The 23108-nt window shown below is 59.3% G+C and carries 25 protein-coding genes and 1 tRNA gene; 6 read left to right on the top strand and 20 right to left on the bottom strand.

The annotated features are described in order from the left end of the window. Window positions 1–7 precede the first annotated feature (7 nt). The 12 genes from BN32_RS23370 to BN32_RS23420 form a co-directional block, all read right to left on the bottom strand. Window positions 8–724 (bottom strand): MgtC/SapB family protein, encoded by a 717-nt coding sequence (locus BN32_RS23370; RefSeq protein ID WP_019200043.1) that lies wholly within the window; start codon window positions 722–724, stop codon window positions 8–10. A gap of 16 nt (window positions 725–740) precedes the next feature. Beyond that, window positions 741–1757, bottom strand: a complete 1017-nt coding sequence (locus tag BN32_RS23375; RefSeq protein ID WP_019200042.1) for a WD40 repeat domain-containing protein — start codon at window positions 1755–1757, stop codon at window positions 741–743. Continuing rightward, a complete protein-coding gene (locus tag BN32_RS23380; protein ID WP_019200041.1) occupies window positions 1757–2812 on the bottom strand; it encodes a CobW family GTP-binding protein in 1056 nt (351 codons plus the stop codon). Before BN32_RS23380 ends, BN32_RS23375 begins: the two co-directional genes overlap by 1 nt. A 51-nt stretch (window positions 2813–2863) precedes the next feature. Then, window positions 2864–3751 carry a metal ABC transporter substrate-binding protein gene (locus BN32_RS23385; protein ID WP_019200040.1) on the bottom strand — a complete coding sequence of 296 codons (888 nt, stop codon included), beginning with the start codon at window positions 3749–3751 and terminating at the stop codon, window positions 2864–2866. Between the two features lie 27 nt (window positions 3752–3778). Next, window positions 3779–4648, bottom strand: a complete 870-nt coding sequence (locus BN32_RS23390) for a metal ABC transporter permease (RefSeq protein ID WP_040427637.1) — start codon at window positions 4646–4648, stop codon at window positions 3779–3781. Between the two features lie 4 nt (window positions 4649–4652). Next, the gene (locus tag BN32_RS23395) at window positions 4653–5408 is read right to left on the bottom strand and encodes a metal ABC transporter ATP-binding protein (protein WP_019200038.1); all 756 of its coding nucleotides are present in this window, start codon (window positions 5406–5408) and stop codon (window positions 4653–4655) included. 2 nt (window positions 5409–5410) lie between these two features. Continuing rightward, the gene (locus BN32_RS26535) at window positions 5411–5611 is read right to left on the bottom strand and encodes a hypothetical protein (protein WP_173405805.1); all 201 of its coding nucleotides are present in this window, start codon (window positions 5609–5611) and stop codon (window positions 5411–5413) included. 111 nt (window positions 5612–5722) lie between these two features. Next, window positions 5723–6220 (bottom strand): hypothetical protein, encoded by a 498-nt coding sequence (locus BN32_RS23400; protein WP_019200036.1) that lies wholly within the window; start codon window positions 6218–6220, stop codon window positions 5723–5725. Further along, on the bottom strand, window positions 6217–6798 hold the full coding sequence (locus BN32_RS23405) for a permease (RefSeq protein ID WP_019200035.1): 582 nt from the start codon (window positions 6796–6798) through the stop codon (window positions 6217–6219). The genes BN32_RS23400 and BN32_RS23405 overlap by 4 nt, the downstream gene beginning before the upstream one ends. 31 nt (window positions 6799–6829) lie before the next feature. After that, window positions 6830–7204: a fluoride efflux transporter CrcB gene (gene crcB / locus BN32_RS23410; RefSeq protein WP_019200034.1), complete on the bottom strand. Its 375-nt coding sequence runs from the start codon at window positions 7202–7204 to the stop codon at window positions 6830–6832. A 76-nt stretch (window positions 7205–7280) separates the two neighbouring features. Next, window positions 7281–7880, bottom strand: a complete 600-nt coding sequence (locus BN32_RS23415) for a superoxide dismutase (RefSeq protein ID WP_019200033.1) — start codon at window positions 7878–7880, stop codon at window positions 7281–7283. Window positions 7881–8024: 144 nt separating this feature from the next. Further along, on the bottom strand, window positions 8025–9266 hold the full coding sequence (locus tag BN32_RS23420) for an MFS transporter (protein WP_019200032.1): 1242 nt from the start codon (window positions 9264–9266) through the stop codon (window positions 8025–8027). A gap of 107 nt (window positions 9267–9373) precedes the next feature. Between BN32_RS23420 and BN32_RS23425 the strand changes: the two genes are divergently transcribed. Both BN32_RS23425 and BN32_RS27055 read left to right on the top strand, forming a co-directional pair. After that, window positions 9374–9898, top strand: coding sequence for a GNAT family N-acetyltransferase (locus BN32_RS23425; protein WP_019200031.1), 525 nt, complete (start codon window positions 9374–9376; stop codon window positions 9896–9898). Window positions 9899–9997: 99 nt separating this feature from the next. Beyond that, window positions 9998–10141 carry a cupin domain-containing protein gene (locus tag BN32_RS27055; protein ID WP_019200030.1) on the top strand — a complete coding sequence of 48 codons (144 nt, stop codon included), beginning with the start codon at window positions 9998–10000 and terminating at the stop codon, window positions 10139–10141. Window positions 10142–10598: 457 nt separating this feature from the next. Here BN32_RS27055 and BN32_RS23430 read toward each other — a convergent pair whose 3' ends face one another. Then, window positions 10599–11318 carry a Crp/Fnr family transcriptional regulator gene (locus tag BN32_RS23430; protein ID WP_019200029.1) on the bottom strand — a complete coding sequence of 240 codons (720 nt, stop codon included), beginning with the start codon at window positions 11316–11318 and terminating at the stop codon, window positions 10599–10601. Between the two features lie 256 nt (window positions 11319–11574). On the opposite strand from BN32_RS23430, the gene BN32_RS23435 reads away from it, so the two are divergent. After that, window positions 11575–14796, top strand: coding sequence for an ATP-binding protein (locus BN32_RS23435; protein WP_244438266.1), 3222 nt, complete (start codon window positions 11575–11577; stop codon window positions 14794–14796). 43 nt (window positions 14797–14839) lie between these two features. Here the strand turns inward: BN32_RS23435 and BN32_RS23440 are convergent, their stop codons facing one another. From BN32_RS23440 to BN32_RS23455, 4 genes are all read right to left on the bottom strand, one after another. Further along, on the bottom strand, window positions 14840–16207 hold the full coding sequence (locus BN32_RS23440) for a Dyp-type peroxidase (RefSeq protein WP_244438267.1): 1368 nt from the start codon (window positions 16205–16207) through the stop codon (window positions 14840–14842). Between the two features lie 104 nt (window positions 16208–16311). Then, complete coding sequence (locus BN32_RS23445; protein ID WP_019200026.1) at window positions 16312–16806, bottom strand: hypothetical protein; 495 nt, start codon at window positions 16804–16806, stop codon at window positions 16312–16314. 49 nt (window positions 16807–16855) lie between these two features. Beyond that, window positions 16856–18379, bottom strand: a complete 1524-nt coding sequence (locus tag BN32_RS23450; RefSeq protein WP_019200025.1) for a hypothetical protein — start codon at window positions 18377–18379, stop codon at window positions 16856–16858. Beyond that, window positions 18376–19875, bottom strand: coding sequence for a cytochrome P450 (locus tag BN32_RS23455; protein ID WP_244438268.1), 1500 nt, complete (start codon window positions 19873–19875; stop codon window positions 18376–18378). Before BN32_RS23455 ends, BN32_RS23450 begins: the two co-directional genes overlap by 4 nt. A 410-nt stretch (window positions 19876–20285) precedes the next feature. Between BN32_RS23455 and BN32_RS23460 the strand changes: the two genes are divergently transcribed. Continuing rightward, window positions 20286–20573: a hypothetical protein gene (locus tag BN32_RS23460; protein WP_019200023.1), complete on the top strand. Its 288-nt coding sequence runs from the start codon at window positions 20286–20288 to the stop codon at window positions 20571–20573. Between the two features lie 73 nt (window positions 20574–20646). Here BN32_RS23460 and BN32_RS27060 read toward each other — a convergent pair whose 3' ends face one another. Beyond that, window positions 20647–20787 carry a hypothetical protein gene (locus BN32_RS27060; RefSeq protein WP_019200022.1) on the bottom strand — a complete coding sequence of 47 codons (141 nt, stop codon included), beginning with the start codon at window positions 20785–20787 and terminating at the stop codon, window positions 20647–20649. After that, window positions 20769–20999 (bottom strand): flavin reductase family protein, encoded by a 231-nt coding sequence (locus BN32_RS25765; RefSeq protein ID WP_244438275.1) that lies wholly within the window; start codon window positions 20997–20999, stop codon window positions 20769–20771. The genes BN32_RS27060 and BN32_RS25765 overlap by 19 nt, the downstream gene beginning before the upstream one ends. Window positions 21000–21040: 41 nt before the next feature. Here BN32_RS25765 and BN32_RS23470 point away from each other — a divergent pair, with 41 nt between their 5' ends. Next, the gene (locus tag BN32_RS23470) at window positions 21041–21640 is read left to right on the top strand and encodes an FAD/NAD(P)-binding protein (RefSeq protein ID WP_019200020.1); all 600 of its coding nucleotides are present in this window, start codon (window positions 21041–21043) and stop codon (window positions 21638–21640) included. Between the two features lie 198 nt (window positions 21641–21838). Then, window positions 21839–22900, top strand: coding sequence for a ketopantoate reductase family protein (locus tag BN32_RS23475; protein WP_019200019.1), 1062 nt, complete (start codon window positions 21839–21841; stop codon window positions 22898–22900). Window positions 22901–22972: 72 nt separating this feature from the next. Here BN32_RS23475 and BN32_RS23480 read toward each other — a convergent pair. After that, window positions 22973–23049, bottom strand: a tRNA-Met gene (locus tag BN32_RS23480). Window positions 23050–23108: the final 59 nt, after the last annotated feature.

The following is a 23108-nucleotide window of genomic DNA, read 5'->3' on the forward strand; positions in this document are numbered from 1 at the left end:
CGCTGGATCAGTCCTTGGTGCTGACGTCCCATGTCGCGTGACGAACACCCGGCCGCCGTGCAAGATCGGCAGTGACTGCATCGAGTTCTTTCGCGTCCACAGCGGTGCTGACCAGCGTGGCCACGATCTCCACGACATCTTCCGCGCGTTCGATCACATTGACGTCGCTGACCGGGTATTTCGCCACTTCCAGTTTCTCGACCAGAAGATCGCGCACGGCATCGATCGAGGCCGCATCCACCGTGAGTCTGATTTCGTAAGTCGCTTCTGAGGCACGCTCATCCAGCGGGCTGCGGTTGATGGCGTTGACCAGTGGCCGGAGCAGCGTATTCCCAGCCAGCACGAATGCTGTGAGCGTAACAGCCTGCGCCAGCATATCGGCTCCCGCGCAGCACCCGACCGCCGCAGAGCCCCACAATGTCGCGGCCGTATTCAGGCCACGGACATTCATGCCTTCCTTCATGATCACGCCGGCGCCGAGAAACCCGATTCCCGACACCACATACGCGATCACCCGCACCGCCCCGTCGGCACCGGCAAGCTGCATCGCAAGGTCGACGAAGGCGGCCGCGCTCACCGCGACCAGCACGTTGGTCCGCAGTCCCGCCGTACGCAGGCGGTACTGGCGCTCGGCGCCGATCAGGGTGCCGAGCACAAACGCCGCCGTCAGGCTCACGAGGGTGTCGAGGAAATCATAAAACTGAAAGGTCGTCAGGAAGCGCATGCCACCTGATTACTCACTACAGAGTAAGCAGTCCAGCATCGCCGTCCTCTGCTGCGAAAGCGAGCAGCGAACCTCTGGCATTCCACGCAAGCGCGGCCACCGGCTCGCCTGCATTCCTGCGCACAAGGATTTCCGCGCCATCCTCGATGCGTACCATCAGGATGGTACCGTCGCTGTAACCCACCGCGAAGACCTCTTCCCTGGGATTGCACGCCACCACTGTCGCCTTCGCCTGAAGCGGCGCCAGCATCAGCGGCTCTTTGCCCATGGGGCCATCCTTGCTCGCAAACGGCCAGAGGATGACGCTATCCGACCCCGAGGTCGCGAGGAATTTTCCGCCCGCGCTCCAGGACATCGAACGCACCCGCGCCGGATATCCAGTCATCCGCATGTGACGTGAATCGGCGAGCCGCCAGCCGTGCAGCGCCGATTCATGCATCGTCGTGACAAGGAAGCGGTTGTCGGCGCTAAAGGTGACGCCGAGATGCGAGCCCTTCCATTCCAGAAACTCGGGCTTCGCACCCATGTTCGGAAACCACAGCGTCACGCCATTGTAGTGGGCGACCGCAAGTCGCACGCCCTTCGGCGCGAACGCCAAACCGCCCACAGTCGACGGGACGTCGAGCGATTTTTCCTCGCCCTTCGGCGCGCGGACAAAGGCCGTCTTTCCGGCAGACCACGCGACCGCACCATCCGCATGCAACGCGACGTTATCGATCCAGCGGCGCTTGGCGTCGGTGGCGAGCGTCTCGACGGAGGCCCTGGCATCGATCGACGTCAGCTTGCCGTCATCGCCACCCACAACAACGCGTTTGCCGTCTGACGCCGAACACAGGATTCCGCCGGCATGCACGGCGGCGACATTCGTTTCGCCGCCGGTCGCAAGCGTCACGCTTTCTTCCGCGCCGATGAATGCCGCAACGTCGCCGAGAAAGTGCACGGCGGTTGCAGGCGCACCCAGCGCGACCTTCGTGACGCGATCAGTAACGGAAACGATGGAGGCTGTTTCCGGGGCCGGATTGAAGTCTTTCATCACGCAATGGTTTTCGCGAAGCCGTCGCGGATCGCCTGCTCGGGCAATTCGCGGCCGATGAACACCAGACGGCTCTCTCGCGCCTCGTCCTTCTTCCATTTCCGCTGGTGGTCGCCCTCCAGCATCATGTGGACGCCCTGAAAGACATAGCGGTCGTCGTCGCCTTTGAACGACAGAATGCCCTTGGAGCGCAGAATCTTCTCGCCGTCCTTGGCGACTAGTTCCTGCAGCCACGGCATGAACTTGGTCGGATCGATCGGCTTATCGGTGCGCAGCGACAGCGACTGCATGTCCTCGTCGTGATAGTGCTTCATGCCGCCGTGAGAATGACCGTGATCGTGATGGTGGTCATGGCCATGGTGATCATGATCATCATCATGATCGTGGTCATGGCCACCATCTTCCAGAAACTCAGGTTCGATTTCGAGAATCCGATCGAGATCGAACGCGCCGCGCTCCAGCACATCTGACAGTTTCACCTGCGCGCGTTCGGTCCGATGCAGCGTCGCGTAGGGATTGATCGCACGGATGCGGGCCTCGACCTCGGCCAGTTCTGGCTTGGTCACAAGATCGGTCTTGTTCAGCACGATGACATCGGCGAAGGCGATCTGGTTCTTGGCTTCTGGCGCATCCTTGAGGCGGTCGCTCAGCCATTTGGCATCGGCCACTGTCACCACCGCATCGAGCGCGGTCTTCTCGCGCACGTCCTCGTCAACGAAGAAGGTCTGCGCTACGGGGGCTGGGTCCGCGAGACCTGTCGTTTCCAGAATGATCGCGTCGAACTTGCCCTTGCGCTTCATCAGGCCATCGATGATGCGCACGAGGTCGCCGCGCACCGTGCAGCAGACGCAGCCATTGTTCATTTCGAACACTTCCTCGTCCGCGCCGACGATCAGATCGTTGTCGATCCCGATCTCGCCGAATTCATTGACGATCACGGCGTATTTCTTGCCGTGGTTCTCGGACAGGATGCGGTTCAGCAGCGTGGTTTTTCCGGCACCGAGGTAGCCGGTCAGAACGGTCACGGGGATCTTGTTGGCAGCGGCTTCAGACATGGAATCTCCAGACGGATCAGGAACGCGCCCGGCGGCGGGGTGGCCCCTGCCCTAGCTCGAAAGCGCGCTCGTCAGGGCCTTTATATTGTGCCGGACCATATCAATGTAAGTGGGGGCAGGCCCCTTTTCGTCGGTCAGGCTGTCCGAATAGAGCGTTCCGCCGATATTCGCCCCGGTCTCGGCGGCGATCCGCCGCATCAGCCGTGGATCGCTGACATTTTCGAGAAAAACCGCCGGAATTTTCTGCCTTTTGATCTGGGTGATAATGGCAGCAATGTCCCGCGCGCTGGGCTCGGACTCCGTCGAGACGCCTTGCGGTGCGATGAATTTGATCCCGTAGGCGGCTGCGAAATAGCCGAAGGCATCGTGGGTGGAGATCACGCTGCGGCGCTCGGGCGGAATTTTCGCTAGGGCTTCGCGAATCTCCCGATCCAACGCATCGAGCCTTGCGAGGTAAGCGGCAGCATTGGCTCTGTACGCGTCCGCGCCGGCCGGATCGACCGCGGTTAGGGCATCGCGGATGTTGGCGACGTAAGTCTTCGCATTGAGCACCGACTGCCAGGCATGCGGGTCGGCGTCACCCGGACCGTGGTCGTGGCCGTTCTCAATCTTGCGCGTGGCAATGCCCCTCGTGGCGACAACCGTCGCCGCCTTGCTGCCCGACGATTTGATCAGACGCGGCAGCCAGCCCTCAAGGCCGAGGCCGTTGACGATGACCAATTTGGCGTCCGTGATCTCTTTCGCGTCGGAGGGCGTCGGCGTGTAGACGTGGGTGTCGCTGTTGGGTCCGACCAGCATCGTCACGCTGACGCGATCGCCGCCGACGTTCCTGGCAAAGTCACCGAGAATCGAGAACGTAGCGACGACGCTGAGGGGGCCGCCGTTCGCTTGTTGTGCGGAGACGGGAGCGACGGACAGGGCCAGCGCTGCAATGATCATACTTGCAAATCGAAGCACAGCCTCTCCTCACGCTTCGAGATGACGGCCCGGAAAGAGCTGACGGACCAGACCGCTGACGCTTCCGAACAGGACCGACACGACATACAGCGTCGCGCAGACCAGGATGATCGCAGGCCCCGAGGGGATCTTGGTGTGGAACGACAGCAGCAAGCCGGCAAAACCCGACAGCGCCGCGCTTGCGACCGCAATCCCGATCATGCCGGTGATGTCGCGCGACCAGAACCGCGCGATGCCTGCGGGCAGGATCATCAACCCCACCGCAAGCAGCGTGCCGAGGGCGTGAAAACCGTTGACCAGATTGATGACCACCAGCGCCAGAAACGCCAGATGCGCGGGCGCGCCTGCGCGGCTTACGGTGCGCAGGAACACCGGATCGACGCACTCGATCACCAGCGGGCGATAGATCACCGCCAGCACCAGCAGCGTGATGGTGGCGTTGAACGCGATCACCAGCAGCGTCTGGTCATCCATCGCCAGAATATTGCCGAACAGCACATGCAGCAGGTCGATATTGGTGCCCTTGATAGACACGATGGCGACGCCGAGCGCGAGCGACACCAGATAGAACGCCGCCAATGAAGCGTCTTCCTTGAGCTCCGTGGCGCGGGCCACCAGACCCGACAGAATCGCAACCGTGAAACCCGCGACCAGTCCACCGAACGTCATCGCAAACAGGTTGAGGCCAGACAGCAGAAAGCCGATCGCCGCGCCCGGCAGGATGGCATGCGCCATGGCGTCGCCGACGAGGCTCATCCGCCGCAGCATCAGGAACACACCGATCGGCGCGCCGCCCAATGCCAGCGCGATGACGCCGGCCAACGCGCGCCGCATGAATTCGAATTCGGTGAAAGGCGCAATCACTGCGTCGTAGATCATGAGATCATGCCGCCCGTGACGGCGCGTGCTCGACACACGGCGCAGCCGCATCGTCGAACGCCTCGCACATATGACGCGCGGCAAGCAGATTTTCCGCCGTCAGCACTTCCGAGGTCGCGCCCCATGCGACCGGCGAGCGCGCCAGCAATAGTGTCTCCGGGAAGTTCGCGCGAACCAATTCCATGTCGTGCAGCGCCGCCAGTACCGTGCGCTTCTCCGCGTGCCAGCGCCGCACCAGCGCGACGAGATCAGCGGACGTTTTCGCATCGATGGCGTTGAAAGGCTCATCCAGCACGATGACGCGCGCATCCTGCAGCAGCACGCGGGTGAACAGCATGCGCTGCATCTGGCCGCCGGACAGCGTCCCGATCGGGCGGTTCTCAAACCCGCTCAGCCCAACAGCGCCTAGTGCTTCAGTGATCCGCACCTGTTCATTCTTGCCGAGTCCGCCGAAAATGCCCCTGCGACGCCACAGGCCCGTGCCGACAAAATCGTAAACCGAGATCGGAAAGCTGCGATCGATGTCGGCGGTCTGCGGCAGATAGGCGATGTCGCGCGGATTGAGATCACCAAGTCCGATCACACCCGCCAACGGCTTGAGGATGCCGACGATACCGCGAAACAACGTGGACTTGCCGGCACCATTGGGCCCGACCACCGCAACCAGCGCACCGGCAGCGACCTCGCCGCTCAGGTGATGCACGGCAGGATGGCGATCGTAGCCCAGCGTCACATCGCGGAATTTCAGTTGCGCCGACATGCTCACCTCATGGCCGTCAGCACGACGACCCATAACGCCGCGCTGATCGCCGCAGCAGCCGCCAGCCGCGCTGCCAGCGTCATCCGCAGGATCGACCAGTGGACCGGTTGCGCCGGATGCGGCGATGCTGGACCATGGCTGTGCGAATGAGGGCCGTGAGAATGATGGTCGTGAGCGTGGGTATGCCCGTGAGCGTGGGCCATGATCAGCTTTCCAAAACCGGAGACGTCGAGCGGTCGGGAAACCCCTCAATCCACTCCATATGTTATATTATAACATAACGCGCGTCCATGGTTCCGCAAGTCCTCTGGAACCTATGGTTTCCCGATGACCATCACGATGGCGGCTGCCAGAAATGGGAATGGGAGGGAGACCATGGCCCGGAACCAGACGAACCGGGCCGGCATGAAGGGAATTTCCCAAAGAATCAGCCGCTGGAACGCGAACAGCGCCCAAGCGACGACGTAGGCGACCACCTGGGGCATTCCGCCGCCGCTTTTGAGCGCAACCGCCCCGATGGAAAAGCCGATCACCGGCCCGCCCGGCGTTGCCGCGCCGGCAACCACCGCCGTCGCGACCCCGAGCCATCCGGTATCCGGCCCCAGCCCGCCGACGATCATCTCTGAGGGAATAATCGCGGCAATGAAGCCCGACCCGATCACGCCGAGCGCGATACGTGGCACGATGTTGATGAAATCCATCCCACCTTTGCGCAGTGCCACGGTAAGCACAGCCTTGTCCTGCCGCCAGGCGATGATGCTCACGCCGATCAGCGAGCCCCACAGCAATACGTCGATGATGAGCGCGGTCACAGCTTGAACCTGTGCCGGACGCGGACATAGACGAAGCGCCCGAGCGCGCCGGCGAGGATCGGCATCGGCAGCGAAATCACGATGCGCCAGAGTGTGAAGTCCGCGCCCATGATCGGCATTTCCCATGCTACTGCGCGGCCGTAGCCGATCAGCGTCCAGCTCACTACCATGGCGATGGTAGCGCCGAAGTCCGCGCCGACCGCGAGCAAAGCGCTGGCGACCGGATAAGCGGTGAACGGGCCGCCCGGCAGGATCGCGCCGAACGCCGTGCCGATGAGCAAGCCCTTGAGGCCCGATTCCGGACCGAGCGATTTCGATACCTTGTCGTGCGGCAGCACCGCGGCGATCAAGCCGCCAAGCAGACAGCCCGCGAGAACACGCGGCATGATTTCGCCGAACAGCGAGATGTCATGAAACAGGATGGTCCAGACGCCATCAATGCCGTCGCGCCGCCACACGAGAGCGGCGCTGACCACAACAAGCACGGCGATCACGAATGTCGACCAGCCGAAAGGCTTGCCCTTGCGGGCCGGGCTCGTCTCGGCGCCCTCGCCGTTATCAGCGGGTTCGGTTTTCAACGGGGATTCGGACAAAACCGCGCTCTTGCTCTCACGCGAAATACCGGACCAGCGCGAGACCCGCTAGCAACCCCGCGATCGACAGCACCACAGATCCCACGACGTAAAATGCGGCAACGCCTAGCTCGCCGCGCTCATAGAGCAGCACTGCATCGAGCGAGAATGCCGAAAACGTGGTGTAGCCGCCGAGGATGCCGGTCATGACGAACAACCGCCACGGCTGCGACGCTTCGCCCTTGAAAGCGAGGTAGCCGGCAATGAGGCCCATCACCAGCGACCCTGTGATGTTGATCACGAACGTCCCGTAGGGAAAATTGAGACCGCATGCACGGGCGCAGCCGACATTGACCGCGTGGCGAAGCGACGCGCCCAGACCACCACCGATAAAGACAAGAAGATAGCTCATGAAAATTCAGGTTGGTTGGGACATCGTCTCAAAAAAAGGGGCCGCAAAATGCGGCCCCTCGATTTGCGTGCAGTTATCAGACTGCCTTCGTGAACAGGGACTCGACGTATTCCCAGTTCACCAGATGATCGACGAACGCCTTCAAATAGTCAGGGCGGCGATTGCGGTAATCGATGTAGTAGGAGTGCTCCCACACGTCGACGCCAAGAATCGGTGTTGCGCCATGGACCAGCGGGCTTTCGCCGTTCGGGGTCTTGGAGATCTCGAGCTTGCCGTTCTTGACGGAGAGCCAGGCCCAGCCGGAGCCGAATTGACCGACACCGGCCGCGGCGAAATCGGTCTTGAATTTTTCGAGACCGCCGAGATCCTCATCGATCTTCTTGGCGAGCTTGCCGGGGAGCTTGTCGCCGCCGCCGTTAGGCTTCATCCAGTTCCAGAAATGCAGGTGGTTGTAATGCTGACCGGCATTGTTGAAGAGCGGAGCGTTCTTGCCGAACGAGCCCTTCACGATGTCTTCAAGGGACTTGCCCTCGAACTCGGTGCCTTTCAGCAGGTTGTTGCCGTTGGTCACGTAAGCTTGGTGATGCTTGTCGTGATGATACTCGAGCGTCTCCTTCGACATGTAAGGCTGGAGCGCATCGTGGGCATAAGGCAGATTCGGGAGCGTGAAGGTCATGGGTCTACTTCCGGAAATTGTGGGTGACGAGGTGTCAACGCGGCGCACTATAGAAGGTTTCCCGGGGAGGGAAACAGATATGCCGCGCGGAATGTATAGCCCAACACCGCCTCTCGCGGGGCAACATTTTTGGCTGGCGGACCTCTAAGCCGCTTTGGGAAGCGCGCCGACCATGTCGTCCTTGGCTTTCGGCGGACGCACATTCATCAGCATCTGGAATGACCCAGCGACCAATCCGATAATGACCGCGCCCTTCCAGGCCATGTCATAGCTGCCGAGGTGATCGAAAATCAATCCGCTGCCCCATGCGCCGATGAAGGATCCCACCTGGTGGCTAAAGAACGCGATGCCGGTCAAGGTCGCCATGTAGCGAAGCCCGAACAACTGCGCGACAAGGCCATTCACCAGCGGAATGACCCCGAGCCAGAGCGATCCCATGACCGCGGCGAATATCAGCGTTGAAGCAGGTGTGGCGGGCAGGATGAAATACACCGCAATCGCCAGCGACCGCGCGATGTAAATGCCGCCCAGCAGCAACTGCTTGGGATAACGTCCTCCGAGCCAGCCGAAAACATACGACCCGAACACGTTGAAGAGTCCGATCAGCGCCAGCGCCGATGCGCCGAGCGAAGGATCGAGACCGCAAATGGCAAGATAATTCGGCAGGTGTGTCGTGATAAAGACAAGCTGAAGTCCGCACACAAAGAAGGCCAGAGCCATAATCACGTAGCCGGAATGTCCAAGGGCAGACTGGACCACCGCGCCGAGCGACTGATTTAGTTCGTCTGCCTTGTCCAACTCGATCTTGTCGGCGCCGCCCGCGCCGAACGCCGAGGGCAGCATCACGCAAGCGAGACCAACGAAACCGACCAGCGCGATCTGCCAGCCTGCGGTCGAAATCAGGGCTTGCGCCAACGGCGAAGCGATCACGAGGCCGATGGAGCCAGCGGCGGAGATCGCGCCCATGGTGACGCTGCGCTTGGCGGCGGAGACTGCCCGCGCCGCGACCGTCATGCTCATGCTCGCGGCGGTGCAGGACAGCGCGATGCCCACGCAAATTCCGGCGCCGAAAGTAAACGCCAGCGCCGTGGTCGAGAAAATCATGGTGACGAGGCCGAGTACATACACCAACACACCCGCGAGCATCACATAACGTGATCCATATCTGTCGGCGAGGATGCCGACGAAGGGCTGCGTCACGCCCCAAACGATATTCTGGATCGCGGTGGCCAAGGAGAAATCGGCACTGGTAATCTGGGTATCATGCAGGATCGAGGGCTGGAAAAGCCCGAAGCTCTGCCGCATACCCATCGACAGGCTCAACATGACGGACGCGCCGATCAAAATCGACCACTTCTGATAAGAACTGAGCTGAGCGGCCTGCATTGCAGAAAATTCTCCCGATATGACGTTTATCATCGCATCGGAATCGGCGTTTTACCATCTGCGCAGAGAACAATGCTGATGTGCACGGCGGAAAGACAGGCGATCGAATGAGCATCGAAATCGATATCACGACCGGTGACGCGGCTTGGCCGGCAGTTAAGCCACTATTGTCGGCCGTTTGGCCGCCGGAGGTCGTGAAAGCAGCGCCATGGGGCCATATCGTCTTCGCCCACGCCGACCTCCGGGTCATGATCGAGGCGGACGGTGAAATCGTCTGCCATGTCGGGATTTACCGCCGCACTGGCACCTGGAACGGCCGCAAGGTGGTGATCGGAGGGATCGGCGGCGTGGCAACGCGTGAGGATTGCCGCGGCCGTGGCTATGCGACATTGGCGATCAACGCAGCAATCCATACCCTGACCGAGGAACGCGCCACCGATTTCGGAATGCTGTTCTGCGAACCGCACAACAATGCTTTTTATGAAAAACTTGGCTGGCAGACATTCAACGGCCCCGTCTACGCCGAACAACCCAGCGGACGCGCACAGTTCACGGCGATGGCGCCCTATGTTTTCAAGATCAAGCGCCTACTGCGCGAAGGCACCATCGATCTCTGCGGCCTGCCATGGTGACGGCAGGCATTGAATAGCCTGACACCTTGAGGGACGCGCCATGAACGATCCCAAACCGATCCGCGAAAGCAGCCAAGGGACGCACATCCTGCGGTCGTTTTGGAAGGTCGCGCTAGCCCGAACGGCAAGGTCCATTGGGACGGCACGCGCGAGGAAGGCGCGGTCATCCAGATCACGGGATATGGACCGAGCGGAAATACATTCAGCAAACCGGACGAGCCGCAGTTCGGCAAGACCAACTGAGGCCCGACGCAAGCCCCAACGGAAGGCCGCCCCTAAGGGCGCCCTTCTAATTATGCAAATAAATCAAGATCTTGGATAGGACGACATGCCCGGCCGCCAACAGCCATGTCGGTCTGTGACTTGGTTCACATACGCCTGTCGCAATCTGGGATATGGAAGCGCCTTCCTTCGAAGGAGGCTCTCATGCAGGCCCCAGAAGAATTTGCCCATCCAGACATAGGCAGTCGACGAAACTGGACGGTGTGTTGGAGATGGTCGGTGTCGGTACTGGCTGTGGAATTTGCTCTTGTCATGGTCTTGATCGGATTCGCGGTAAGCTCCCGGTCAGACTCACGCGTGAAGCCGCCCTCGCAGTTCGAACAGGCGCAGCAGCAAGGCCCAGGTCACAGCCGCAAAGCGTGTCCGCTGGTTAGCCTCCGCAAAACACAAGAGCTCTGATGGCCGACCGGCCATGCGATCAATCCTGCGAACGCTCCGCCAGAGCCTTCAACGAATCCACATCGATGATAGTAATCGATCCACGTTGAAGACGGACCAGCTTCCGGGCAGCCCACTCATGCAGTTGCTTGTTGACGCTTTCTCTCGACATCCCGAGCATCTCGCCAATTTCCTGCTGCGTGATGGTGATTTTCCTATCGGAGGATGCACCCGGTCTGTCAATCAGACGGATGAGTACCTTGGCCAGCTTGCCCGACAATTCGGGAAATATGACCTGCTCCACATGATCGCTGATCCAGCGCAACCGGACGCAAAGCAGCTCTATCAGCTTTGTTGCCAGTACCGGTTGGCCGGCCAACAAGGATAGAAAATCTCTCCGATCAACGACAAACAACTCGCAGTTCGAATTTGCAATAGCGTCAGCAGTTCTGGCGAGACCATCGAGAACTGCGATCTCGCCAAACATCTCTCCGGCATCAACCATGTTGAAGATGGCGCCTCGACCATCCGCGGATGAGACACCAATTTTGACCGTACCGGAAATGATGAAGAAGAGGCTTTGGCCAGGGTCTCCTTTCGCGAAAATCGTTGCCCCGCGTTTAAAAGTTCTCTTTTTGGCGTAACGGCACAATTGATCCAACGCATCAGCACCAAGGTCGCGAAACAGAGGATGGCTGCGCAAGACGCTCGTCTTGTCGCTAATGGCGCGGGCAGCACTTGGTCTGTCGTCCTGAAGCATCAGCTTATGATCCAGTAGCAAGACAACTAAACTTCTTCCTGTTCGGCGGACTCGTCACCGGGGGAACGGGGTCATATAAATCGGTTGAATTTCAATCGATTGCAGCTGCCGGGCGGCAATGCCTAATACATTTGAGCTATCCCCTCGGCCCGCGTCTATTTTTTAAGCTTCCGACCTCCGCCCTAGCGGGTAGTCCGTCTTGCTATTGCCAAAGGAACCCTTAAACCTAGCTTGGGCCCAAAATTGCGGGGCTGCCATGAGCATAGGGCAGCGTAGCTTGGTTGGCAGCACAAATCATCGCTGTAACTACTGCGGTTTCCTTATGGAACCGACAGCCCGATTTTGCGGTGGCTGTGGACGTCCAAGGCCCCCCTCCAACGACATGGGTCCGCACGAGCTCTCCTTTCTGCAATCAAATATCCCCGCTGACCTCGCCGACCGCATCTTGCGCTCGGGCGGAGCGATGCTCGGCGAACGCAAACACGTCACGATTGTCTTTGCCGATGTCCGCGATTCGACAGCACTAATCGATCAACTCGATCCGGAGGAAGTGCTTCAGGTTCTCGGTCCCGTTCTCAAGAGTTTGATGGATGCGGTCCATCACCACGAAGGCTTCGTGAACCAGACACTTGGCGACGGGATCATGGCGCTGTTCGGGGCTCCTATCGCGAGGGAAGATCATGCTGTTCAAGCGTGCAGCGCGGCACTTGCGATGCGGACCGCCGTGGGAGAGCTCAATCAAAGGACCGGCAGGGACATCGCTATCCGCATCGGCATAAATTCCGGTGAGGTCGTCATCCATTCGATCGGCAACAACCTCGCGATGAACTACGACGCGGTTGGGAAGAGCGTCCATTTGGCCGCGCGAATGGAAGAACTCGCCGCACCAGGCAAGATTTTGCTGACCGCGGCAACGCATGATCTTGCGAAAGGTTTTGTGACGGTCAAGCCGCAGGGATTTGTAAATGTAAAAGGCGTCTCGGAAGCGGTAGAAGCTTTCGAGCTAACAGCAATACGGATCAGAACGCGATGGCAGGTTCGGTCCGCGCGCGGCCTCAGCGTCCTCGTTGGCCGCCAGAACGAATTGCGCAGCCTGAGAAGCGCGCTTGAGGATGCCGCTGCAGGACATGGACAATCGCTGTGTATCGTCGGTGAGGCAGGATTGGGAAAATCCCGGCTGATACACGATTTCATCCGGAACCTGTCTGACGAGTGGACCGTGCTCGAAACCGCCTGTCCTTCGCAACGCACGAGTTCGAGTTACTATCCCATCAGCATTCTGATCAGGGCCATGTTTGGGATTGGCATTGATGACAACCCCGAAGCTGTCATTGGTCGCGTCAAGGAAGGGATCGATCGGCTGGACAGCAGTCTGTCGGCTTTCCTGCCGCCAATTCTTTCGCTGCTGGATCTCAACGCGGACGATCAAGAGTGGAGAAAACTGGAGCCGTCGGAGCGGCGGCTTAAAACCTTAGAAGCCGTAAAGTCGCTGGCCTTTCATTACACGCGGTCGAACCCGTCGGTGATCCTGGTCGAGGACCTTCACTGGGCCGACGCAGAGACGAAGCTCATTCTGCAAAATCTGGTTGGCGCTCTGGAAGGGACGCGGACCGTTCTTATCGGAACGCAACGCCCTGAGGGTGGGCCGCCGGATTGGGGCACAACCTGTCTCGATCTGTCACCTCTTGACGATACGACGTCTCACCAATTGATGAACTGGCTGATGGGAGATGACAACAGCCTCGCCCCGTTAAAACGGCGAATATTGGCTCAGTCTCAAGGCAACCCCTTGTTTATGGAAGAATTGGTCCAGGCCCTCAAGGAAACCGGATTTCTTGAGGGACAACCTGGCGGCTATCGGGTCGTCAAGCGAACCGGACGGGTTGAAATTCCGCAGACCATTCATTCGGTGCTCGCCGCTCGCATCGATCTGTTAGACGGATTTCCAAAATCCCTGCTGCAGACGTCGGCCGTCATCGGTATGGAAATTTCCGTCGCACTGCTCTCGGAAATGCTGGATGTAACTCCGGCAGAAATTTCGGGCGAACTTCGAACGCTCGAGGCCGCTGATTTTCTTCGGAAGATCAGAAGCGCCACGTCGGCCGATTATTCCTTCAAGCATGAGCTCACGCGTGAAGTTGTCTACGGCACGATGCTGCTGGGACTTCGGCGCTCTCTTCATGCCAAAGCTGTCGAAATCATCGAATCGCGTTTTCCCGATCGCCTTGACGAGTACATTGACCGGCTCGCCGACCACGCGTTCAAAGCCGAGCTATGGGAAAAAGCCGTCCCCTACCAGTTGCGCAGCTGCCGGCGCGCCGTGAAACGCGGAGCCAATCAGGACGCAATCAGCATCTTCGAGCGCGGCCTGGAGACCCTGTCACACTTGCCCCCCTCTCCTGCCAAGATCAAGGCCGAGATAGATTTCCGCCTGACGCTGGTCATTGCACTGGAGCCGCTCGGCAAACATCGTCGAATAGCGGACGTCTTGCGCGAGGCAAGCCGTCTGGCCGACGCCTCCGGAGATCCCGTGCGCACAGCTGCTGTCAATTGTCAGCTCGCAGTGGCCCTTTGGAGACTTGGAGAACATCAGGCCGCGATGGCAGCTGCCGAAACCGCAAGCGGCATCGCAAATCAAATCGGCGATTCATCGCTTCAGTTCGCTTCGCTTCTCATCGTCGGCATTGTTCACCACGAGCTTGGCAATTTCGCAACCTCGATCGATATGCACGAAAAGTGCATTTCGCTCGAAACACCGGAGCTTGATCAAAGGCGTGCTGGCTGGGCCGCCTATCCCAGCGTTCTTTTGCGAACCTTCATGGCTGATTCACTGATTGAACTCGGTGAGCTTGATCGAGCGGAAACTGTCGCCGAGGACGCCAGCAGACGCGCCGAAATCCTGGATCACGCTTACTCGCGCGCAAATATCAATCATGTGCTCGGGCGCCTGCGGACGGCCCAGGCGCGGCATGCCGAGGCGATTCCCCTTCTGCGCGAAAGTTGGCAGACCTGCCTGGATCTCGAAATGGTCCAGATGTATCCCGTCTTCGCGGCCCGCATGGGTGAAGCATATCTCGCAACGGGCGACATCGAGACTGCCCTCGATATCCTGTCAGTGCCTGAGCGGCTCGACGTGCCGCTGGCGGAGCATGCGTTCGGCTGGCGCTATCTTTTCGTTGCCCAGGGCCGGGCATTGCTCGCTGCCGGCCGTCTCGCGGAAGCGCAAGCCGCGGGTGAACGCGCCTTGGCGCTTGCTGAACAGCGAGGGGAACCGCCGCAGCAAGCATATGCAACGCATCTGCTTGGTGAGATCGCGCGCGCCGGAAATTCGCAAGACACCACCATAACAGAAGCACATTTCAAGCGTGCGCTTGGGCTTGCGGAAAAATGCGGCATGCAAGCTTTGATGGCGAGCTGTCGTCTCGCGTCGAACAATGCCGCAAATCGAAACAAAGAGCCTAGTACCGCCGACAAATAAGCTGCTCCAGCCCCTCGACTATCCAGTCAGCAGCCATCGCGCCTCACGTCGTCAACGCCCGGACCGCCTCAATGCCGGGCAAAAAGAAGTAGCCCCCCCCGCGGACACGGACAAACGGGCGCGGGCGATCGATATAATGGTTGGTGGGCCGGTCCTGAATAGTGGCCACATCTCTGGCACAACTGAAATGCCCGAGCGGATCCGTACCGGCGTAAAGACCGCCGAAGTGAGTGTTGTTAAGCCATGAATGCTGGATCATCTCGAATTGCCCGGCGATGTCCGCATTGAGGGCAATGAACGAGATTCCCCGCGTCGCCTGTTTGCCGGCCGTCCTTCCTTCGGCGGTATCGAGTCTTTCTCCATATGGCCTGCCACGCCTGATGATGCGATGCATTTTTGAAAGCCGCAGAGCCGTATCGGCATCCGGTCCGATGGTGTCCCGTGGATTCGCGCGGCGGATGTGTGCACCAATCGGGCAAGCCATGCCGAAGCGATCCTCGAAATAGTAGAGAAAGTCGTTGCGCGGATCTGCCTCTGGCGGCCTCTCGATGGGAACCAGAGGGTGGCCTTCGCGCGTCCGCCCAACGAGCAGTGACGCAACTTTTTCCCGTGCGGATTCATCCGCCAGCCCATAGATGCGCTCAGCCGTCTTCGCAACGAATTCGTTGAAGGCGGGCACATCCTGTTCCAGTTGCCGGAAAACGAGGTACGTCCCGTTGCGACGAATGTCTCGCGTTGCGCTGTCCTTCGTAACGGAAACATCTGAGATGCTGGCACGACGCTCATTCTTGTAACCGAGGATGAACTCACCCGCCTTGACGAGGAGAATTCTCTTTTCCTCTTGGGTCAGCTTTTTGCCGTGATCAGCATCATCGGAATTCCTCCCGCGCTTCCTGCCGTTTGCCTTGGGCGATCCTTCGATCACCGGCTGGGAAATGCCGTCCTTGAATCCAAAGTGTTCTTTGCGATCGTCATAAATCCGGCCGTCGATAATAAGCGGATCGCCATTCTGTCGCGCTGTCGGCTCAGTACCGGCCATTGCATTGATCTCCGCCTCGACCAGAGACAGAAGCTCCGATTCGCCGGCAGCATAGAGCAACAGCATTCCGTCGATGTCGCGCCTCTGCGTCCAGCCGCCCCACTCCCAGAATTCCGGCGAGCTGTCACCCAGGTCTCCAAGAATGTTCGACCGGCGTGGAAACTTCGTTTCCGCCGTCGGCTTCGGCGCCATTCCTTCGAGAAATTCGAGAGAGAAACTGTGCAGCACGCTGTCACTGACGCGGAGATGCTCCAGACCATGCGCCGTCAGCGCCAGGTTTACCGCCTGTTTGCTGCCGCGATCCGTCGCGCGTGTCAGGCGATCGGCCAGCAGACCGAGCCATCGCTTGGCGGCATCGACCTCGCCGGGCACAAAGTGCCAGAAGAGGTAAGCGGAAAATGGCAATCCTGCATATCCGCTCAGCACGAGCCTCTGAACGTCATCCCACTCGATCTTCTCCATGGCACGTACCCGTATCAGAGGCTTCGAAAGATCGTGTCGATCTCACCATAGTTCAGGGGTCTGAACAGCGATTGTCTCAGCTCCGTATTTGCGTTGATGTTGACAACGCTGAGCATGGGGTATGCGCCATACCAGACGATCGTCTCGACCTGGCTCTGACGCACATAGGCCTTGAAAGGCTGTTCGGCCTGCGCGCCCTTCCAGAACAGGAATTTCGACGCGGGAAAGCCGTACGATTTGCCCCCGGCTGTGACGAATGTATTCGACCAGATGGCGTTCAGACCCTTCACTGCCGCCAGATCGATGAATTCGTTGAGATAGCTTTCCCAGGCACCGCCATAGTTATCGAGAAACAGGAGCCGCTTGCCGCCGTCGATCATCACCCAGCGGGCCGACAGGATCGTCGGTATCCCGCCAAGCTCACCGCGGTTGAACCAGAAGCGGGACAGCAGGTTGATAACAAACAGTGCAATGCGCAGCAGCCAGCACCGGATGAAGCCCGGCTTCACGGACGTTATGCTCGCGAGATGATTTTGATACCTGTTGATCCCACCTTCTTCACGCGCGTACTTTCGGGCGTTCTCCCGAGCCCGTGCGATGAGTTCGGCGGGCTCCGAAAGATTTCGCGTGTCCCTGATCTCCAGCGTTCGTATGATCCCAAAAAGGATGAGCCCGAGGGCATAAAAGGTCAGAATGCCAATGAGTTCCGTATGTCACAATTACGAAGACAGCAAATACGGCTGAGCGCGCAATCGCCTCGATCTGGCTGCTGACGGTAAACGGCATATGACGCACGATGAGCAGAACGCCGATGGCTGCCACAACGACCATTGCGAACCTGTCGATGTCCAGCAACAACCGGCGCACATTCTCGCGAACGGTATCGTACGGCCGAAGCTGGACAGCAAGCTTCAGTGACGTTGCCCAATAATTCAGGACCACCAGGCAAAGGCAGACCAGGATCAGACGCCAGATGGTCGAAGCGGCCATTGCCAGTGAAGCGCCAATGCCCGGTTGATTTGCCTCAACTCCTGCCGAGCGAGCCGCGGTCATTCCTGAAATGACCGCCAGCGCAACGGAGCCGATAAGAAACACAATCAGCACATACCTGACGATGACTGCGATCTGCAGCGGGAACCGATTGATAAAGAGCTGATCGTGAGGATTCTTCGTCCAGCCGGTCAGGAAGAGTTCAAAGATACGAACGATCAACCACACACCAGTCAATGCAATCAGAATATGGAGGATCGCAGGCTCAACTGTGATGTGACTTGCAATCCAGGGAAACCAGGAAGCCAGAGAACTGCTGACACCGGCCCCGATGCGGCTGACATGCGCGAATGCCCCAACAATATGACCGTGTAGATTGAGCGGCCCCGAACCGAACAGTGTATTAACAAGCGCACCTACGGCTATGCCGGTACCGCAGACCACGACGAATGCCGCGATAGCGGCAGCGGCGACAATCGCCGAACGCTGCCGTACCTCCCAGGGAATCGGCGCGACCTGCTCGGCCCAGCGGCTGTCGTCCTGGCCGCGGACAGCATGCCGCCGCACCTCGTCCAAGAATCCGGCTGATCGCGCGGGAATGGCGTCGCCTGGCTGCCATCGATTTGAAAGAAATGTCAGGATCTCGTCACGGACAAGATTTTCACCACGGATTTGCGCAACGGAACGGCCGGGACTACCGCAGAAAAATGTGTTCGCGCCGACGTCATGGCGGACCAGGTACTCTTTGACCAGTTGAGGAGCGGCGCGGCCGGAAAACGGATAGTCTGCGCAATGCCGATAGACCTCATGCATGCCCTCTGATGCAACATCCAGCAGTTCGCCGAGAAAATCCTCTCGGGGCCCGTCGAATGTCGCCTCGAATACGAGACTTGGGGTAAACTCTCCGTCCGCATCGAGGATGACAAAGCTGCAGAAATGCAGGCTTGCGATCTTGTCGAACCGGAACAGGGGGCGGCATTCAATCAAGTCGCCTACCGGACGCGGTTCGGCGTTGTCGCGCAGATATTGCCGGCATGCGTCAACTCGGCCGGGATCGAGCGGCGTGATAATCGTCGTGTAGTTCGGGTTCACCGTTCCTGAGCCCCAACGGTTTGCTTATTGAACGTGAGCACAAGTGAATAAGGCGCCGGTCCCTGATAGCGGATGCGACCATCGGCTCCGGGTGCACGCGCCAAACCAGGCAGACGCAGCAACGCCCGCACCATTTCCAAGAGGGCGCTCTCGGCAACGTATCTTCCGAAGCAGCGGCGCTCTCCATCGCCAAAATGAATGTAGTTCTTCAGCGGTCGCTGCGAATCGAAGCGCCACGGCTGTGGAAATACTTCCGGGTCAAACATGGCAGCCAACGGTGCGGCCAAAATCCGCGCGCCCGAAGGCATTACGCGAACGCGCCTGGTGCCGTTCGCGATGATTGTTTCGCGCGGACAGTCGCGAACGAGCAGAGGAAGCATCGGCCTGAACCGAAGGGCCTCATAGATGTAATGTGACAGCGCATCACGCGATCTCGCCACACGCTCCGCGGCAGACCGCCGCTCGATGTCCGACGCTCCGCCGGGGAGATTTTTCTCATATGCTTCCGCATGATCGAGAGCTGCCGCCAACAGCTGCGCTTCTTTCAAGGCATCCGGGCGCGCCACGAGTTGGTCGACCGTCTGCGCCGTCCCGCGAACAACCGTCGCGAGACCCGTCGCAACCAGACCGGTCAGGTATCGTCGTATCCAGTCCTCATCAAACCATTTGGGTGTGTTTCCTGCCTGCAGCAACACACTCAACCGCGTCAGCAAACTGTCGGGAAGCAGGGTCTGAGGCGACGCATGGATCGCAGATCTTGCAGCTGCGATCTGTTCCAGCAGCTGTTGCGTGAGAGCTACCATATCATCACGCGAGTCGATCCATGGCTTTGAACCGACCGGAGGATTGACCATGATGATGCCGGCAAGGTTCCGCGTGGCCCGTGCCATGCGACGTTTGTCGTTCTTCAGGGGAGAAACGCCGAAATAGTCACTGGCAATGCGGATGACGACCGGCTCCGCAAGCTCGGCAACCATATCGATCCGGCCGTTGGCAGCGGTTATTCGCTCGCGGCATTCTTCAGCGACAACTTTCTTGATAATCTGCTGATCGATGTCTCGCTTGACGACACTTTGCAGAAGCTCCCGCTCGCGCGCATGTTGCTCGTTCCAGTCGACCGTCATCAGGAACGCGCCCCACGGCATCCCCGGTTCGATCACCTCGCCGAGCGTAAAATCATCGAAACGCCCGAGGACCTCACGGACATCTTTCATTTTGGTGAGGATCACAAGCTTGCCGAAGATCGCTATGGGGCGCGCTGGGCGAAGCAGTGTGAAAACGAGCTTGAGGAACCAGAGATGGCAAAAGATGTAGGAACTAAATCGGTAGCGCACCATTTTTAGGGCCAGCGAGATCTTGTCCAGAAACCGGGTCAGCGCGCCGCCGTCAGTCGCCCGCCACCCGCGACGCGTGGACGTCGCAGTTGCCGAAGAGCCGCGATGGGGACCTTCGACTATTGATTCAGGAACGTTCGTGCTCATGACGACATCCCGCAATTATCGCTGGCAACGTGCGCGCCAAAAACTTGGATCGGCAATGAACTGAGATGCACGGCAGATCGCAAGATATCATCTCCACGGACGGGCGGCCAATACTTAGAAATTCATCAGCTGAAAAGCGGACGGCAAGGTTTTCGGTGGGCAAAAACGTCAACGAGCGGCTCGCAAATCCGCAATAGCAACAACAGTTTGGGGTCGCGCACCGAGACGTTTGCGACATCGGCCCGGATGGCTCGATTGCCTCTCGTCCATGAGCATAGATGTCGAGACCGCTATCCAATGTGAGCTTGTTCACACTCCGCGCGGCTTCTGGCCATGAGATCGTGAAATCTTGCGTTCTGTGGATCGGGCCACAGACAGACATCTTCCTCTGCTGGACACTCATAGCCGCCAAATAGGAGGCTCCTATGAAAAGCCAGATCAGATTCAGCAACCGGAATTCTCGCCAGTTCTTTCTCATCGTTGGCGCATTCTGCGCCTACGGACTATTGATCGGCAGCCTGATCGTCCTTAGTGCGAGCAATCCACTCGCCAGAGGGGAGACAACATTCGACATTGCGACCATTGATTTTCCGGCGTCGAACGCCGAACCAGCTGCAAAGGCAGTTGCACCTCGTACAGCCGCACTTCCCATTCAAGAGCTTCAACGCAAGGCGAGAGACCTTCCGGTTGAAATCTTTCCTGACCTGAATTGACGCCGCGCCATGACACGGCCATTTGTCGAGTTATGTTGAACGGCGGGTCGTGTTCGACTGATCAAAGTTGCGATCAGACCTGCCAGAGCGCGCGCATCGTCGGCAGGCCCAGGTCTGCAGGATGAGAAATGTCCTCGTTGTCATCAAGCGGGATGTACTGTCCCTGCCAGTATGTCAACGCAGGCTTGCCCGGCGTCACCTGAAGATCGAGCACGCGCCGATCACGATGGCATGGGAATGCCGCTCGACCACGTGCTCGACCTCGCAGTCGAACGCCGCCAGCGCGCCCGCCAGCAGCGGCACGCCGGACGCAAGGCTGATCCATTCGGAACCGGCGAACCTCTCAGCGCCCTTCAATCCACCGATACCGGAAAATCGCTCGGCCACGCCCACGTGATCCGAGCTCAGAATGTTGACGCCAAACACACCGTGCTTCTGCAACAGCGGCCACGACGACGTTTGACGATTTGCGCCTGCAAGGCACAGAGATCTGGCGCCCGCTGCCGCTGCAAGAACGCGCCAAGCTGCTTCATCATCTGCGACCGTTCTGGGACACCTATCGCTTTCGCATCGCGCCGCAAATCGATGATGTCATCAAACGCAGGATCGCGGAGGGTACGTTTGCGATCCGAGCCGGATCGATCCGCGCGAGCGCAACGCAGGAAACCGGTATTGCCGTCGATCTGCGTCCACGCCGGAGTCAAACGTGGGAGCGGCAAATCTTTGATACAATCGTCATCGCGACCGGTCCCGCGCACGGCACCGTGTTCGAAACCAACCCGCTTCTTAGGCAGATCAGCGACAGTGGCCTCGCGCGCTCCGATCCGCTCGGCCTTGGCATTGATGTCGACCTGCAGGGCCGCGCCAAAGACCGCGATGGGCATGTGTCCGAGGCGCTGTACGTGGCCGGCCCGCTGGCGCGCGGCACCTTCGGCGAACTAATGGGGGCACCGGATTTGGCGCGCCACGCCCGAAACATCGCCCAATGCATCAAGAGGCAATTTGAGGCGACCAGTTCAGCGAGCCGCATTGAAAGCGCCGCGCATAATGGCTCGCCGGGTGGATGAAAACGGGAGCTGGTATACGATTGTTATGTATACCAACATGCGCTAGACACGAACGCCCCTTCCCCGAAGGGGCAATTTCCCCTGTGATGTTAAGGGTCTGGCTTCGCCGTTCCTTTGCCCGGGCAGGATTTCTGCTGTGATGGACATTTCCGGCCCGGCTGGCTGGAGCGTTGGAACATAATTTTTGGACGAGAGAACATGGCGCGCAATATTCTGATTCTTGGAGCCTCGTATGGCTCACTGCTGGCAACAAAGCTGCTGATGGCCGGCCACAACGTGACCCTGGTTTGCCGAACGAAGACTGCAGAACTCATCAACCGCGAGGGTACCGAGGTTCGCATCAAGCTGCGTGATGAGCCGGCGCACCGGTCCATCTTTTCGCGCGATCTGCCCGGGAAACTGGATGCGACCTCGCCCGACAAGGTTGATCTGTCCCGCTATGATCTGGTTGCGCTTGCCATGCAGGAGCCGCAATACACCAACCATACGATCCGGGTTCTGATGATCAAGATCGCCGAGGCGAAGCTGCCTTGCCTTTCGATCATGAACATGCCGCCCTTGCCCTATCTCAAGCGGATTCAGGGGCTGGCAGGCATGGATCTCGAAGAGGCCTATACCAATGCGCAGGTCTGGGAGCGGTTCAAGCCGGGACTGGTGACGCTCTGCTCGCCTGATCCTCAGGCCTTCCGTCCGCCGGAAGAAGCGGCAAATGTGCTTCACGTGGGCCTGCCGACAAACTTCAAGGCCGCGACGTTTGAAGATGAAGCTCACAACAAGCTGCTGCGCGAACTGGAAGCGGATATCGACGCGGTGAAGCTGGACGGCCAGGACGTTCCCGTGAAGCTCAAGGTGTTCGATTCCTTGTTCGTGCCGCTGGCGAAATGGTCGATGCTGCTGACCGGAAACTACCGCTGCATCACGCCGAACGATCCTCAGCCGATCCGCGACGCGGTGCACGGCGACCTGAAGCTCTCAAAGTCGATCTACATGCATGTCGATGCAATCGCCCAGCGTCTGGGGGCCGATCCGCAGGATGCGGTGCCTTTCGAGAAGTACGCCAAGGCGGCGGAAAGCCTTCTCAAGCCGTCGTCAGCGGCCCGCGCGGTGGCCAGTGGAGCGCCCTTCATTGAGCGCGTCGATCTACTGGTGAAGTTGATTTCGCATCAGCTGGGCATGCCCAACGCTGAAATCGACCGCACGGTCCAGGTGGTCGATCAAAAGCTCAGCGAGAAGATCGTGGCCGGTGGATCCGGCGGCTAGTGACCCACTCCCCGCGCCACATCTGCCAAAGAAAAACCCTTCCAGATCATTGATCTGGAAGGGTTTTTTGTTTGGTTGCGGGGATAGGATTTGAACCTATGACCTTCAGGTTATGAGCCTGACGAGCTACCGGGCTGCTCCACCCCGCGATAAACCGGTGCACACCTTCAAAGGCAGACGGACGACTGTTCAACGCCAAAGGCGTCGT

It is taken from the genome of Afipia birgiae 34632, assembly GCF_000308295.2.
Lineage (GTDB): Bacteria > Pseudomonadota > Alphaproteobacteria > Rhizobiales > Xanthobacteraceae > Afipia > Afipia birgiae.

Bases quoted from the DNA above. Each gene is read 5' to 3' on its own strand.
- BN32_RS23390 (WP_040427637.1), bottom strand. From the start codon at position 4,648: ATGATCTACGACGCAGTGATTGCGCCTTTCACCGAATTCGAATTCATG.
- BN32_RS23415 (WP_019200033.1), bottom strand. From the start codon at position 7,880: ATGACCTTCACGCTCCCGAATCTGCCTTATGCCCACGATGCGCTCCAG.
- BN32_RS23430 (WP_019200029.1), bottom strand. From the start codon at position 11,318: ATGCTTCAGGACGACAGACCAAGTGCTGCCCGCGCCATTAGCGACAAG.
- BN32_RS23460 (WP_019200023.1), top strand. From the start codon at position 20,286: ATGAAAAGCCAGATCAGATTCAGCAACCGGAATTCTCGCCAGTTCTTT.
- BN32_RS23435 (WP_244438266.1), top strand. From the start codon at position 11,575: ATGAGCATAGGGCAGCGTAGCTTGGTTGGCAGCACAAATCATCGCTGT.
- BN32_RS23395 (WP_019200038.1), bottom strand. From the start codon at position 5,408: ATGTCGGCGCAACTGAAATTCCGCGATGTGACGCTGGGCTACGATCGC.
- crcB (WP_019200034.1), bottom strand. From the start codon at position 7,204: ATGAGCTATCTTCTTGTCTTTATCGGTGGTGGTCTGGGCGCGTCGCTT.
- BN32_RS23370 (WP_019200043.1), bottom strand. From the start codon at position 724: ATGCGCTTCCTGACGACCTTTCAGTTTTATGATTTCCTCGACACCCTC.
- BN32_RS23425 (WP_019200031.1), top strand. From the start codon at position 9,374: ATGAGCATCGAAATCGATATCACGACCGGTGACGCGGCTTGGCCGGCA.
- BN32_RS23385 (WP_019200040.1), bottom strand. From the start codon at position 3,751: ATGATCATTGCAGCGCTGGCCCTGTCCGTCGCTCCCGTCTCCGCACAA.
- BN32_RS26535 (WP_173405805.1), bottom strand. From the start codon at position 5,611: ATGGCCCACGCTCACGGGCATACCCACGCTCACGACCATCATTCTCAC.
- BN32_RS23375 (WP_019200042.1), bottom strand. From the start codon at position 1,757: ATGAAAGACTTCAATCCGGCCCCGGAAACAGCCTCCATCGTTTCCGTT.
- BN32_RS23380 (WP_019200041.1), bottom strand. From the start codon at position 2,812: ATGTCTGAAGCCGCTGCCAACAAGATCCCCGTGACCGTTCTGACCGGC.
- BN32_RS23475 (WP_019200019.1), top strand. From the start codon at position 21,839: ATGGCGCGCAATATTCTGATTCTTGGAGCCTCGTATGGCTCACTGCTG.
- BN32_RS23420 (WP_019200032.1), bottom strand. From the start codon at position 9,266: ATGCAGGCCGCTCAGCTCAGTTCTTATCAGAAGTGGTCGATTTTGATC.